Source organism: Streptomyces minutiscleroticus (assembly GCF_014650875.1).
Classification (GTDB): Bacteria; Actinomycetota; Actinomycetes; order Streptomycetales; family Streptomycetaceae; genus Streptomyces; species Streptomyces minutiscleroticus.
Genome location: NZ_BMVU01000001.1, coordinates 354,834 through 368,421 on the forward strand (window position 1 = coordinate 354,834; position 13,588 = coordinate 368,421).

The 13,588-nt window shown below is 74.5% G+C and carries 11 protein-coding genes and 1 other RNA gene; 7 read left to right on the forward strand and 5 right to left on the reverse strand.

Going from position 1 to position 13,588, the window contains the following annotated elements:
• The first annotated feature begins 445 nt into the window (after positions 1 to 445).
• On the forward strand, positions 446 to 1,915 hold the full coding sequence (locus IE271_RS01420; protein ID WP_190188229.1) for a DHA2 family efflux MFS transporter permease subunit: 1,470 nt from the start codon (positions 446 to 448) through the stop codon (positions 1,913 to 1,915).
• Positions 1,916 to 2,068: 153 nt separating this feature from the next.
• Entirely contained in the window at positions 2,069 to 3,037 is a 969-nt protein-coding gene (locus tag IE271_RS01425; protein ID WP_190188230.1) for a MaoC/PaaZ C-terminal domain-containing protein, read from the forward strand.
• Positions 3,038 to 3,225: 188 nt separating this feature from the next.
• Here IE271_RS01425 and IE271_RS01430 read toward each other — a convergent pair whose 3' ends face one another.
• Together IE271_RS01430 and IE271_RS43810 are read right to left on the reverse strand one after the other, a co-directional pair.
• Entirely contained in the window at positions 3,226 to 3,393 is a 168-nt protein-coding gene (locus IE271_RS01430; RefSeq protein WP_190188231.1) for a hypothetical protein, read from the reverse strand.
• 100 nt (positions 3,394 to 3,493) lie between these two features.
• Entirely contained in the window at positions 3,494 to 5,587 is a 2,094-nt protein-coding gene (locus tag IE271_RS43810; RefSeq protein WP_373308683.1) for a hypothetical protein, read from the reverse strand.
• 258 nt (positions 5,588 to 5,845) lie between these two features.
• On the opposite strand from IE271_RS43810, the gene IE271_RS01440 reads away from it, so the two are divergent.
• From IE271_RS01440 to IE271_RS01450, 3 genes are read left to right on the forward strand one after another with little or no spacing between them, the layout of a single operon-like run.
• Positions 5,846 to 6,685, forward strand: a complete 840-nt coding sequence (locus IE271_RS01440; protein WP_190188232.1) for a Nif3-like dinuclear metal center hexameric protein — start codon at positions 5,846 to 5,848, stop codon at positions 6,683 to 6,685.
• Entirely contained in the window at positions 6,682 to 7,425 is a 744-nt protein-coding gene (locus IE271_RS01445; RefSeq protein ID WP_190188556.1) for a zinc ribbon domain-containing protein, read from the forward strand. The genes IE271_RS01440 and IE271_RS01445 overlap by 4 nt, the downstream gene beginning before the upstream one ends.
• A gap of 57 nt (positions 7,426 to 7,482) precedes the next feature.
• Positions 7,483 to 8,967 carry a bifunctional RNase H/acid phosphatase gene (locus tag IE271_RS01450; RefSeq protein ID WP_190188233.1) on the forward strand — a complete coding sequence of 495 codons (1,485 nt, stop codon included), beginning with the start codon at positions 7,483 to 7,485 and terminating at the stop codon, positions 8,965 to 8,967.
• Positions 8,968 to 9,028: 61 nt separating this feature from the next.
• On the opposite strand, the gene eda is transcribed toward IE271_RS01450, so the two are convergent.
• Positions 9,029 to 9,700: a bifunctional 4-hydroxy-2-oxoglutarate aldolase/2-dehydro-3-deoxy-phosphogluconate aldolase gene (gene eda, locus IE271_RS01455; RefSeq protein ID WP_190188234.1), complete on the reverse strand. Its 672-nt coding sequence runs from the start codon at positions 9,698 to 9,700 to the stop codon at positions 9,029 to 9,031.
• Positions 9,701 to 9,791: 91 nt separating this feature from the next.
• The gene (gene yaaA, locus IE271_RS01460) at positions 9,792 to 10,574 is read right to left on the reverse strand and encodes a peroxide stress protein YaaA (protein ID WP_190188235.1); all 783 of its coding nucleotides are present in this window, start codon (positions 10,572 to 10,574) and stop codon (positions 9,792 to 9,794) included.
• A gap of 178 nt (positions 10,575 to 10,752) precedes the next feature.
• Here yaaA and IE271_RS01465 point away from each other — a divergent pair, with 178 nt between their 5' ends.
• Together IE271_RS01465 and rnpB are read left to right on the forward strand one after the other, a co-directional pair.
• Positions 10,753 to 11,331, forward strand: coding sequence for a Uma2 family endonuclease (locus tag IE271_RS01465; RefSeq protein ID WP_190188236.1), 579 nt, complete (start codon positions 10,753 to 10,755; stop codon positions 11,329 to 11,331).
• 64 nt (positions 11,332 to 11,395) lie between these two features.
• Positions 11,396 to 11,797: RNase P RNA component class A (gene rnpB / locus IE271_RS01470), an RNA gene on the forward strand.
• Between the two features lie 27 nt (positions 11,798 to 11,824).
• Here the strand turns inward: rnpB and IE271_RS01475 are convergent.
• The gene (locus tag IE271_RS01475; protein ID WP_268256166.1) at positions 11,825 to 13,498 is read right to left on the reverse strand and encodes a CBS domain-containing anti-phage protein; all 1,674 of its coding nucleotides are present in this window, start codon (positions 13,496 to 13,498) and stop codon (positions 11,825 to 11,827) included.
• Positions 13,499 to 13,588: the final 90 nt, after the last annotated feature.

Genomic DNA, 13,588 nt, shown 5'->3' on the forward strand with positions numbered 1-13,588 from the left:
TGGAGCGTGGGAGCTCCGTGCGGGTCCGTAGATGACGAACCTCGTCGGCCAAGGCAACTATTCCGATGGTTCGCCGCCCTAACGATTTCTTGACCTTCTCGTTAAGGAGCGGGGCACGGCGCGCGGCACCGGCGGGGCCGGTGGGGCGCGAGTTCTCGACGGTACGTCAGGAGGCGGACCGCGGACGCTGTCGGCGAAGGCCGTCCGCCGACGGAGGGCCGGCGGCCGCGTGCGGACGGTCGAAGCCGTGGGACCGGTCGGGGGTGTGGAGTCGGCCGGTCGAAGTCATGGGACCGGGCGGTCGAAGTCATGGGACCGGTCGAAGCCGTGGAACCGGACGGTGGGAGTCCGGGGCGGGCGGTCGGGGTCCCAGGGCCCGGGACGGACCGGCGGGGCGACGAAAATCCCATGTACGCGGTGTCGGCCGGTTGAAAGTATGGCCCCCATGCTCGGAGCCGCCGCAGATCCCCGTACCGCCCGCCGGACCGCGTCGCCGCTCACCTGGCTGGTGGTCGCCCTCGCCTGCGCGGGCCAGTTCCTCGTCGTCCTCGACGTGTCCGTCGTCAACGTCGCGCTGCCGTCGATGCGGACCGACCTGGGCCTGAGCGCGCCGGGACTGCAGTGGGTCGTCAACGCGTACTCCATAGCGTTCGCGGGCTTCATGCTGCTCGGCGGCCGGGCCGGCGACCTCTACGGACGCAAGCGGATGTTCCTGGTCGGCCTCGCGCTCTTCACGTTCGCCTCGCTCGGCGGCGGGCTCGCCCAGGACGACTGGCAGCTCCTCCTCGCGCGGGCGGCCCAGGGACTGGGCGCCGCGGTCCTCGCGCCCTCGACGCTGACCATCCTGACCTCGGCCGTCCCCGAGGGCGCCGCGCGTGCCCGGGCCATCGCGACCTGGAGCGCCGTCGGCGCGGGCGGCGGCGCGGCCGGCGGCCTCGTCGGCGGCGTGCTGACCGACGGCCTGTCCTGGCGCTGGGTGCTGCTCGTCAACGTCCCCGTCGGCGCGGTCGTCCTGGCCGGCGCCGCGCGGTGGCTGCCCGAGAGCCGGGCGGGCGCCGGGCGGCGGCTCGACCTGCCCGGCGCGCTGCTGGTGACGGCCGGGCTCGCCACCCTCGCGTACGGCATCGTGCAGACCGAGGAGCACGGCTGGGCAGCCGCCGCGACGCTCGTGCCGCTGCTCGCCGGGGCGGTGCTCGTCGCCCTGTTCCTGGCCGTCGAGGCCCGCACCGCGGCGCCCCTGATGCCGCTGAAGCTGCTGGGGCTGCGGTCGGTCGCGTCGGCGAACGCGGCGATGTTCCTCAGCGGCGCCGCCATGTTCGCCATGTGGTACTTCATGACGCTGTACGCCCAGAACGTGCTCGGCTACTCGCCCCTGGGGGCCGGACTGGCCCTGGTGCCCAGCTCCCTGGCCGTGGTGCTCGGCTCGAAGGCCGCGCCCCGCCTGATGCGCGTGGCCGGCGCCCGCGCCGTCGCGGTGGCGGGTTCGCTGCTGGCGGCCGCCGGGTTCGCCTGGCAGTCGACGATGAGCGCGGACGGCACGTACGTCACCACCATCATGCTGCCCGGCGTCCTGATGATGCTCGGCGCCGGACTGGCCGCAACGCCGCTCGCCTCGCTGGCGACGTCCGGGGCCGCGCCCGAGGACGCCGGAGTGGTCTCGGGCCTGGTCAACACCTCGCGGACGATGGGCGGTTCGCTCGGCCTGTCGGTCCTGTCGACGATCGCCGCCGCCCGCACCGGCGGCAGCGCCTCGGGCACGGCCCTGACGGAGGGGTACGCCCTGGCCTTCCGCACGGGGGCGGCGGTCCTGCTCGGCTGCGCGGTGCTGATGCTGCTGTGGCTGCCCGGGGCGCGGACGCGGGAACCGGCGCGGACGCGAGCGGAGGCGGAGGCGCAGGCGAAGACGCAGGCATAGAGGCGGGCGCGGGGGCGGGGGCAGCTGTACGGGACGTACGGCCACAGGTGCCGGAGCCGCACGGGCTGTAGCCACAGGTGCCGGAGCCGCATGGGCTATACAGGTGGCACCGGAGACGGAACGCGTTCCACGGGATCGGGAGTTCGGACGTCCATGCCCATCGATGCAGCCGAGGCGCTCGCCGCCGGCCCCCGTTCCGCCGGGATCTCCTGGACCCCGAAGGACGTCCAGCTCTACCACCTCGGCCTCGGCGCGGGCGTCCCGGCGACCGACCCCGCCGAACTGCGCTACACCCTGGAGTCCCGGCTGCACGTCCTGCCGAGCTTCGCGACCGTCGCGGGCGGCGGGTCCGTGCTCGACGGCCTGACCGCCCCCGGCGTCGACGTGGACCTCGCCGACGTCCTGCACGGCGGCCAGCGCCTCACCCTGCACCGGCCGCTCCCGGTGCGCGGCGACGCGGTCGCCACCTCGCGGATCACCGCCGTGCACGACAAGGGCAAGGCGGCCGTCCTCGTCACCCTGACCGAGGCCGCCGACGCCGAGGGCCCGCTGTGGACGGCCGAGACGCGGCTCTACGTCCGCGGAGAGGGCGGCTTCGGCGGTGAGCGCGGTCCCTCCGGCCGCCTCCCGGCGCCCGCCGGCGAGCCCGACCTCACGGTCGACCGCCCGGTGCGCGAGGACCAGGCGCTGCTCTACCGCCTCTCCGGCGACCTCAACCCGCTGCACGCCGACCCCGCCTTCGCCGCCCGCGCCGGCTTCGCGCGGCCGGTCCTGCACGGCCTGTGCACGTACGGCATGACGCTCAAGGCGGTCGTCGACACCCTGCTCGGCGGGGACGTGGGCCGCGTCCGCTCGTACGGCGCGCGGTTCGCCGGGGTCGTCCTGCCCGGGGAGACCCTGCGGGTCCGGATGTGGCGGCGGGACGGCGCGGTCCGGGTGACGGTGGGGGCGGTGGAGCGGGACGACGCCCCGGTCCTCACCGACGCGGTCGTGGACCTCGCGGATGCCGCGGATGCCGCGGGTCTCGTGGCCCCCGCGGACGGAAGCGACCGCGAGGCCGGGGGCGACCGCGAGGCCGGGGCGGGCGGCGCGGCCGGGGCGGGCGGCGCGGCCCGCGTGTGAGGGGTTCTGTGCCCAGGGGCCGAAGGGCCGTGAGCCGCGTGGGCCGGGGTCCGGCGGCCGTGCGTACGGTTCCGGGCCGTTCGACGCGAAGGCCCCGCCCGGCGCGGTGGCCGGGCGGGGCCCCGGTACGTCGCCCGCCCGAGGTCACCGGGCCGGCGCGTCCGTCACGTCGTCCTGCGGCGGAACGGTCAGACCGTCACGTCCGGCTGGTCGGACGGTTTGCGGTGACGACCGTGCGGGATCGCCGCGTCGTTCTCCGCGCTCACCTCACCACGGTGCCTGCCGTGGCCGGTGTCCTCGGTCACCGCCCCCTGGGCGTCGGCGACCGAGATCTCCGTCGGGTTCATGTCACTCATGGAGAAATCCACCCCGTCAAACAAGATCCTCTTCGTACAGGCGGGCGAGTCTAACCGGTGGTGTCCCGCCCTCTTTCGGGCCGCCCGGGCTACCCGGCGGTCACTTCTCCGGGGCCGCGGACGGCGCCGGTGCGGAGCCGTTCCCTACGGCGTTCCCGGCGTCCGGACCGGCGTCCTCGTCGCCCTCGCCGCCCCTGCCGCCGCGTGCGGACGCGGGTGCGGGAGGGAAGACGGGGACGGACGTCGAGGGGACCACCCAGGTGAGGGTGGGCAGTCCCGAAGGGTCCGTCGCGGCGGCGGCTTCGGGCCAGCGCGTCGGCCCCGGTGCCGGTGCCGGTGCTGGTGCCGGCACCGGCATGGGCGCGGACGCGAGCGCGGACCCGGGACCGGGCGCGGCCGTGCCCTCCGGTGCGGGCGCCCCTTCGGGAGCGGTCCGTGACGACAGCGGCGGCAGGGGCACGCGCGTCCACCTCCCTTCCGCCGCCGACGACGCCGTCATCGACAGGGGCACAGGTGCCGCGGAGGCCGGGGGCGCCACCGGCTCCGGCGCGGACACCGGCGTCGGCAGGGGCGCGGGCATCTGCACAGGTGTGGACACCGGCGTCGGCAGGGGCGCGGGCCGGGGCATCGGTACGGATGCGGGTGCGGGCGGGGGCAGGGACGCCGACGCCGTCCTTCCGGCCGACGTGCCGCGGGCCATGCGGCGGCCCCGGAACGCCTCGGCGACGGCCCGGTTCCGCCGCGGGATGTCCCGCAGGGGAGCGTCCCGCGGAGCCGGTCCCCACGGGCCTCCCGCCGTATGCGGAGTGCCCTGCGCGCCCCGCGCATCCCCCACGGCCGAGACCGTCGAACCCGCCGGCTCCACCGGACCCGCAGGACCCGCAGGACCCGCCGGCCCCGCAAGGTCCGCCGGTCCCGCGGAACCTGCCGGAACCGTAGAGCCTGCCGGGTCCGTCGGACCCGCCGTGCCCTCCTGCTCCCCCTGACTTCCCCGGTCCCCCTGAAGCCCCTGTTCCCTCTGTTCCCTCTGGTCCCTCCGGCTTCCCCGGTCCTGCCGAGCCGCTCCCCGCGCCCCCGCCGTCACGTCGAGGTCCGCCCACGCGTCCCCCGCCCGCGCGGACGCCGTGACCTCGGCGATGCCGCACGGCACCGCCTCCGTCGCGTACGGCAGCCTCAGCACACCGTCCTTGGTGAACACCCCCGTGCCCGTCAGCCACCCCTCGGGCGCGCGCAGCCGGTGCACCTGGCGGTCGTAGGGGCGCCACACGCCGACCCGGCCGTCGCCGTCGTCGCCCCCGCCGTCGATCCACAAGGCCACCGCGCAGTGCTCCGGCGTCAGGACCTGCCCCGGCTGGATCGCGAACGGCCGTACCGCGGTGCCCGCGGGCCGCAGGCACTGCGGGAAGCGCACCGGGAGCGAACTGCCCAGCACGCCCCAGCCCAGCCGGGGCCGCCCGGGGGACGGCGCGTCCGAGCTGATCAGCAGCAGTCCGCTGGCGGCGTCCGCGAGGAGCAGGCGGTCGTCGCTCTCCTCGGTGATCTGCAGCAGGGGCGACACCTCCCCGCCCCGCCCGAGGTCGACGACCACCGACTTGGTCCGCCCGTCCAGCTCGCGGTCCAGCGCCAGCAGTCGGTCGCCGCCGCCCAGCCACACGCCGCCCGAGCAGCGCCCCGGCACCGTGGCCAGGTGCTCGGGCCCGAAGCTGCCGCCCGCCACCAGCCAGACGGCCGTCGACAGCGGGCCGACGGCGAGGGCGTACGCCCGTGTACCGCCCGGCGCGGGCGGCAGCAGGGCGAGCCGCGCCCCCTCGTCCGGGCACTCCACCGCCCCCAGGGGCACCTCGCCGGTGCCGGGCCCCGTCGGGTACAGCAGGGAGAAGGCGTGGTACTCGTCGAGGGGCCGGTGGACGAGCACGCGCCCGTCGCCCATCGGCAGCACCTCGGTGCCGGGGTCCTCGGTCCGGCCGCCCGGAAGCGGCACGGCGTAGGGCTCGGGGCCGTCGAGGGTCCAGCGCTCCGGGAACCGGGCGCCGCCGTCCGCCACGAGGCGCGCGGCGTAGGCGCCGTCCGCCGTGATCGTGCACCCGGGCCGGGCGGACGGGCCGTCCCCGCGGCCCGTCCCCGTCGCGGGCGGGGCGGGCGGTCTCAGGTCCGTCGGAGCCGGGACGCCGGGGGATGCACAGGCCGTCATCATTCGGTCACCTCCGGCGACGAAACTAGTTTTCGTACGTACGGCCGGGGCATCCGCAGGTGGTCACTTCACACGTACGGGTGGCCGTTTCCCGGATCTCCTTGAGGAGAAGGGGCGTATGTGCTCCCCGGGGCCGGGTGCACCGGGGACCGCGGACGGGCCTCGGGAACAGACGGGGAACAGGTGGGGGAGCGGGCGGACGGGGCCGCTGCGGGCGGGACCGGAGGGGCGCCGCCGCCGGGGGCAGGTAGCCTTCTGTCCGTGCCCCGTCTGTCTGAAGTCATCACCGCGCTCGACGCCCTCTGGCCCCCCTCGCGGGCGGAGGACTGGGACGCGGTCGGCACGGTCTGCGGAGACCCCGACCAGGAGGTTTCCCGCGTACTGCTCGCCGTCGACCCGGTACAGGAGACCGTGGACGAGGCGGTGGGCCTGGGCGCCGACCTGCTGATCACGCACCACCCCCTCTACCTGCGCGGCACGACGACGGTCGCGGCCTCCACCTTCAAGGGCCGCGTCGTGCACACGCTGATCCGCAGCGGCGTCGCGCTGCACGTCGCCCACACCAACGCCGACAAGGCCGACCCGGGCGTCTCCGACGCGCTCGCCGGCGCGCTGGACCTGCGCGTCGTACGGCCGCTCGTGCCGGACCCGACCGACCCCGACGGCCGCCGCGGCCTCGGCCGGGTCTGCGAGCTGGAGCACCCGGTGACGCTGCGCGAGTTCGCCGCGCGCGCCGCCGAGCGGCTGCCCGCCACCGCGCAGGGCATCCGGGTGGCCGGCGACCCCGACGCGACGGTGCGGACCGTCGCCGTCAGCGGCGGCAGCGGCGACAGCCTCTTCGGCGACGTGCGCGCCGCCGGCGTCGACGCCTTCCTCACCGCGGACCTGCGCCACCACCCGGCCTCCGAGGCCCGCGCCCACAGTCCTCTCGCGCTGCTCGACGCGGCCCACTGGGCCACCGAGTGGCCCTGGTGCGAGCTGGCGGCCGCCCAGCTCGACGAGATCTCCGACCGCCACGGCTGGGACCTGCGCGTCCACGTCTCGCAGGCGGTCACCGACCCCTGGACCCATCACTCCCCTTCACCTGGAGCCCCCAACTGAACGCCGCGCCCGCCGACCAGATCCGACTCCTCGACGTGCAGGCCCTCGACGTGCGCCTGCAGCAGCTCGCGCACAAGCGGAAGTCCCTGCCCGAGCACGCCGAGATCGAGTCGCTGACCAAGGACCTCACGCAACTGCGCGACCTGCTCGTCGCCGCGCAGACCGAGGAGAGCGACTGCGCCCGCGAGCAGACCAAGGCCGAGCAGGACGTCGACCAGGTGCGCCAGCGGGCCGCCCGCGACCAGCAGCGCCTGGACTCCGGCACCGTCACCTCGCCCAAGGACCTGGAGAACCTCCAGCGCGAGATCGTCTCCCTCGCCAGGCGCCAGGGCGACCTGGAGGACGTGGTCCTCGAGGTCATGGAGCGCCGCGAGTCCGCCCAGGAGCGGGTGAACGAGCTGACCGAGCGCGTCTCCTCCGTCCAGTCGAAGATCGACGACGCGACGGCCCGCCGGGACGCCGCGTACGAGACGCTGGACGGCGAGGCGGCCACGGTGACCAAGGAGCGCGAGGTCATCGCCGGCTCCGTCCCCGCCGACCTGCTCAAGCTGTACGACAAGCTGCGCGAGCAGCAGGGCGGCATCGGCGCGGCCAAGCTCTACCAGCGGCGCTGCGAGGGCTGCCGCCTGGAGCTGAACATCACCGAGCTGAACGAGGTGCGCGCCGCCGCCCCCGACACGGTCGTGCGCTGCGAGAACTGCCGCCGCATCCTCGTCCGCACCTCCGAGTCCGGGCTGTAGGGGCAGGGCCGCCGGGGACGAGACCGGACCGCGGGAAGAGAAGAGGGAGCCGCGATCGTGCGCGAGCTCATCGTCGAGGCCGACGGCGGGTCCCGGGGCAACCCGGGGCCGGCCGGCTACGGCGCCGTCGTCGTCGACGCGGAGACGGGACGGACGCTGGCCGAGCGGGCCGAGTACCTCGGCACCGCCACGAACAACGTCGCCGAGTACCGGGGCCTGCTCGCCGGCCTGCGCGCCGCGCACGAACTGGACCCGGCCGCCCGGGTCCACGTCCGCATGGACTCCAAGCTCGTCGTCGAGCAGATGTCGGGCCGCTGGAAGATCAAACACCCCGACCTGCGGCCCCTCGCCTCCGAGGCGAGCCGCGTCCTGTCGCCGTCCCGGGTGACGTACGAGTGGATCCCGCGCGAGCGCAACAAGCACGCGGACCGGCTGGCCAACGAGGCGATGGACGCGGGCGCGCGCGGCGAGCGGTGGTCGGCGTCGGCGTCGACGGCGGAGCTGGACACGGTCGCGGAGCGCGCCAGGGAACAGGTGCTGGACACGGTGGCCGAGGCGGAGGCGGAGGCGGCGGCCGCGGCGGACGCCGGGACCGCCCCCGGCGCGGGCGCCGCGTCCGGACCCGGCTCCTCCGGGACCGGGTCCGCCACCGCGCACAGGGCCGAGGCCGACGTACGGGCCGCCCGGAACGTGGCCTCGGCGGGCACGGGGCCGACGGCCGGCGCGGGGGCCGCCGGGGCCGCCGCTCCGGCGACCGGCGCGCGGCCCGCGGGAAGCACGGCTTCGACGGCGGACGCGCGGGCCATGGGGAGCACCGTCCCGGCGGCCGATGCGCGGGCCGCGGGAAGCGCCGCCCCGGCGGCCGAGGTGCGGGCCGCCGTGAGTGTCACCTCCGCCGGGGCCCCGCCGCCCGATCTCGGGGCGCCCGCCACCTTCGTCCTGCTGCGGCACGGGGAGACGCCGCTGACACCGCACAAGCGGTTCTCCGGGAGCGGGGGCAGCGACCCCTCGCTCTCCGACGTGGGCCGTCACCAGGCCGGACGGGTCGCCGCGGCGCTCGCCGCGCGCGGCACGGTCCAGGCCGTCGTCTCCTCGCCCCTCGCCCGCTGCCGCGAGACGGCGCGGATCGTCGCCGACCGCCTCGGCCTGGAGGTGCGGATCGAGGACGGGCTGCGGGAGACCGACTTCGGCGCGTGGGAGGGGCTGACCTTCGGCGAGGTGCGCGAGCGGTACCCGCGGGACATGGACGCCTGGCTGGCCTCGGAGGAGGCCGGGCCGACCGGCGGCGGCGAGAGCTTCGCCGAGGTCACCCGCCGGGTGGCGGCGGCCCGGGACCGGCTCGCCGCCGAGTACGCCGGCCGCACCGTCCTGCTCGTCTCGCACGTCACGCCGGTCAAGACCCTCGTACGCCTGGCGCTGGGGGCCCCGTCCGCGGCGCTGTTCCGCATGGAGCTGTCGGCCGCGTCCCTCTCGGCGGTGGCGTACTACGCGGACGGCAACGCGAGCGTGCGCCTGTTCAACGACACGTCCCACCTGCGCTGACGGCTCGCGCCGCCCGGCCGCGCGCCCGGAGCGGCGGCCGGTCACCGGTCCCGCGGGCCGGTCACCGGTCCCGCAGGCCGGCCGCCTCCCGGGCCAGGGACTCCACCCGGTCCCAGTCCTTCGCCGCGAGCGCGTCCGCCGGGAGCATCCAGGTGCCGCCCACGCAGGCGACGTTGGGCAGGGACAGGTAGGCGGGCGCCGTCGCCGCGTCGATGCCGCCGGTCGGGCAGAAGCGGGCCTGCGGCAGCGGGCCGGACAGCGACTTGAGGTACGCCGTGCCGCCCGCCGCCTGCGCGGGGAAGAACTTCATCTCGCGCACGCCGCGTTCGAGCAGCGCCACGACCTCCGAGGTGGTCGACACCCCGGGCAGGAACGGCACCCCGGACGCCCGCATCGCGTCGAGGAGCCCGTCGGTCCAGCCGGGGCTCACCAGGAAACGGGCCCCGGCCGCCACGGCGTCGGACACGTTCGCCGGAGTGACCACCGTGCCGGCGCCGACCACCGCCCCCGGTACGTCCCCGGCGATCGCCCGGATCGCGTCGAGCGCGGCGGGCGTCCGCAGCGTCACCTCGATCGCGGGCAGCCCGCCCGCGACGAGCGCCCGGGCCAGCGGCACGGCGTCGGCGGCGTCCTCCAGCACGACGACGGGGACGACGGGCGCCAGCTCCAGTACGGAACCGGTCGTGGACGGGGACGACGAGGGCAGGGGAGACGGGGGCAGCGGCGAAGTCATGGCCTCATCCTGCCTGCGGCAATCACCCTGCACAACGGTCGTTGCGCACAGTGCAACGCCAGGGTGGCGGCAGTGGTTACGGGCAGACCCCTCAGTGGACCTCGGTGACCAGCACGTCCAGCGTCCACGGCCTCCCGGCCTTCTCCGGCGCGGCCGCCTCCACCACGTACCCGAGGTCCCGCAGCGCCTCGACGAGACCGGCCGGGTCCTCCGGCGCGACGCCCTCCGTCAGCAGGCTGCGGACGATCCGCCCCTTGGTCGCCTTGTTGAAGTGGCTGACGACCTTGCGGGTCGGCGCGTGCAGCACCCGTACGCTCGCCGTCCGCTCCGCGACCTCCCCCTTCGGCTTCCAGGCCGCCGCGTACGCCGACGACCGCAGGTCCAGCACCAGTCCGTCGCCGGCGGCCTCGGGCAGCGCCGCGGCCATCGGCGTGCGCCAGTACGCGCCGAGCGCGCCCAGGCCCGGCAGCTTCACGCCCATCGAGCAGCGGTAGGAGGGGATCCGGTCCGAGACCCGGACGGCACCCCACAGCCCCGAGAAGACCAGCAGGGAACGGGCCGCGCGCTCCCGGGCGGCCGCGTCCAGCGTGGCCAGGCCGAGGGCGTCGTACAGCACGCCGGTGTAGATCTCCCCGGCCGGCCGCGCCCCGGCGGTCCGCAGTCCCGCGTTCTTGGCGACCTCACCCCGCAGCCCCTCGCTGAGCCCCAGCACCTCGCGCGCCTTGTCCTCGTCGGCCGCGCACAGCTCGACCACCTCGTCGAGGACGGCCCGCCGCGCCCCGGCCAGCCCCGGCAGCGACAGCGACCCGAGCTCCAGCGGGGCACCGTCGCCGGAGGGCGCCTTTCCTTCGGAGGGGGGCAGCAGGACAAGCACGGGGGACTCCTTCGGTCGATCTCCGGGCCAGGTTACGGCGCACCGCACGACGCGGACGTGCCGTGGCCCGCGTCAGCGTCCATGATCCTGTGTCACGGTCGTGGGAACGGCTCCCGTCCGACGAACGGCAGGTGCACGGATGTCCCAGTCCGATCGGCGACCGAGGAAGGAGCGTGACATGACCGCTGTTGCGCACGAACCGCTCGCGCAGGCGGACGTCCTGCTGGAGGGCTTCCTGGCGCTGGAGACCCCGGAGGGCTTCCGCGCCGAGCTGATCGAGGGGGAGATCGTCGTGACACCGCCGCCGGACGGGGACCACGAGAAGTACATCAGCCGGATGGTGCGGCAAGTGATCGAACGGTCCCGGACCGACATGGACTTCTCCGGGAACAAGGGGCTCAAGCTCAGGAGTGCGGATGCCGGCCCGAGGAGTCATACGATCCCGGACGTCACGTTCGCTCCTGTGGAACTCGACCTTTTCGCCGCCGCTGAATCCTGGATGCCGTGCGACGGTGTGGCCATGGTGGTCGAGGTGACCTCCACCCGGCCGCAGGCCGACCGTGAGGCCGAGCGGCGCTGCCACGCCCGCGGCGGCATCCCGCTGTACCTGCTGGTCGACCGCGGAGCCTCGTCGGTCACGCTGTTCAGTGACCCGCAAGGACACGACTACCGGCAGCACTGCACGATGCCCCTCGGCAAACCGATCGCCCTCCCCGAGCCCTTCGCCTTCGACCTGGAGACCTCGGACTTCCTCTGAGCCCCGCCGCACGGCCGGGGAGGAGCCGGTGGCGGCCGCCGGGTACCATGTCCAGCACGGCAGACGAGCCGGGCGGACGGCCGCGTGAGGATCTTCGGACCCTCCCGAGGAACGTCCGGGCTCCACAGGGCAGGGTGGTGGCTAACGGCCACCCGGGGTGACCCGCGGGACAGTGCCACAGAAAACAGACCGCCGGGGACCTCGGTCCTCGGTAAGGGTGAAACGGTGGTGTAAGAGACCACCAGTGCCCAGGGTGACCTGGGCAGCTAGGTAAACCCCACCCGGAGCAAGGTCAAAAGGAGCGCCGTGAAAGGCGCTCTGCGCGGACGATCGAGGGCTGCCCGCCCGAGTTCGCGGGTAGACCGCACGAGGCCGGTGGCAACACCGGTCCTAGATGGATGGCCGTCTCCCCGGCCGCCGCGAGGCGACCGGGCGACAGAACCCGGCGTACAGCCCGACTCGTCTGCCCCTCAGCTGTAGTCGGGCCGAAGTGCTAGACCTGCGGGTCGAGCGAGCGGAGCAGCTCCAGCAACCCCTGAGCCGGAACCAGCTGTTCGTCGGTCACGGGGTCGGGGCTGAAGTGCATCAAGTCATTGCGGAAGTTGCGGCATTCCTCCAGGGCTGTCAGGAAATACTCCTGGTCGATGCTCCACGTAAGAGCGGCCCAGTTCTCGGGAACCTTCAGCAGGTGCTTGTACGCCCCGAAGCTGAGGTCCGCGGCGGATCGCACTCTGGCAGCTAGTCCCTTGGGCACCGCGGCTCTGATCCGGTCGAGCGGAAGACACCTGTCGACCACCCGGCGCAGGCGCTGTTCAATCTCCTCGACCAGAACGAAGGGGCGCACGCGGGTACCGAACTGGACCGTCAAATCGGCGGCGGTGATCAAGCCGCAGACCTTGTGCTCGTGGTCGCGGACGACGACGTAGCCGGACTGCTGGATGGCCCCGATCCAATCGAGCAGGTCGTCGGAGCGGTCAGCCTCCTGTCCCCGTGCCGTCGCGGCGTCGAGACCGGCGTTCGAGTCAGCCATCCGGGCCCGCCCGATCGACTCCCAGCTGACGACGCCGCGCAGCCGCCCGTCGGGGTCCAGGACGGGCAGCTGACTGTAGCCGCGCAGGACCATGAGGGTGATAGCGGTCTGGAGGCTGTCTCCGACGCGAACGCACTCGGGCATGCGGTTGGCGGAGTCGAGGTTGCTCACCCGGTAGGCGACGGTCTCGGCCTCGGTCTCGTCCTCCGGCAGATGACCTGCGGCATGTGCGGCGCTCTGTACTGCGGGCGACTGCACCGCGCTGCCGGACAGCCGGCTCACCGCGCTCGTCCCCGACTCGTCCGGCTCGGCCCCTCCTGCCAGGACGGCGATCTGGCTGTCCAGCGTGCCTTCCGTGAACGGAGGGACGGTGACCAGGCCCCGGGCTTGAAGGTCGTTTATGATCTGCTCGCTCGCCGCCGGATGACGTCGCTGGACGCCCCATACGGCGAGGAAGTCCCGGATGGAAAGGGTCAGCGGCTCCTCAGCGCCGCGCCTGCGCACCTCCTCGTACAGCTTGGTGGGCTCGGTGAGGGTGGCGGCGAACTCGTCCGCGTCGGGCCGCCCCGGGTCGGGCTTTCCCTCGGCCAGCGCGGCCACGCGCTCCGCCGCCCCGAACCGGCTGAGCTCGAAGACGGTGAGTAGAGATCCCATGCTGTCCAGCAGATCGGATTGGAACATCTGCCGGTCGAGGTCCTTGACCAGCCACTGCACCCGCCGCACATGCCGCATGCCGTCGGGGGCGGCGGCCCGGTACTCGTAGTGGCCGCTCACCCGGCCGATGGCGACGCGCAGGGACTTCAGCGGCAAGACGACGAGATCACCGGGCCGAATCTCGTGGACGAAGCGGTAGAGCTGGCCGGCCCAGTTTCCGATCGTGTACGGACCTTCGTCGGGATAGGCGGCGGCCACGGCCGCCTTGATCGAGTCGCGGGTGGCCGCACCGGCGAGATCCTCACTCCGGAGCCTGTCCCAGCCGGCGACGAGAAGACCTTCCTCCAGAGCCACCCGCTCCCGCTCCCCGTTCGCTCCCGCACGCACTACCCAGGCCCGCATGCCGTCCCTCCCCGTGAATACCGCTGAACCAGCGATCGCGTGGCGCGACCCTATAGCAGAGTCGATCAACCGCCGGTGCATATCGGCCACTTGGCCTGTCTTAAGCAGTGCTTTCCAGACGCCTGTCCGGCTCGTGTGCAGCCCGTAGACTGATCGACAGCACGGGTACTG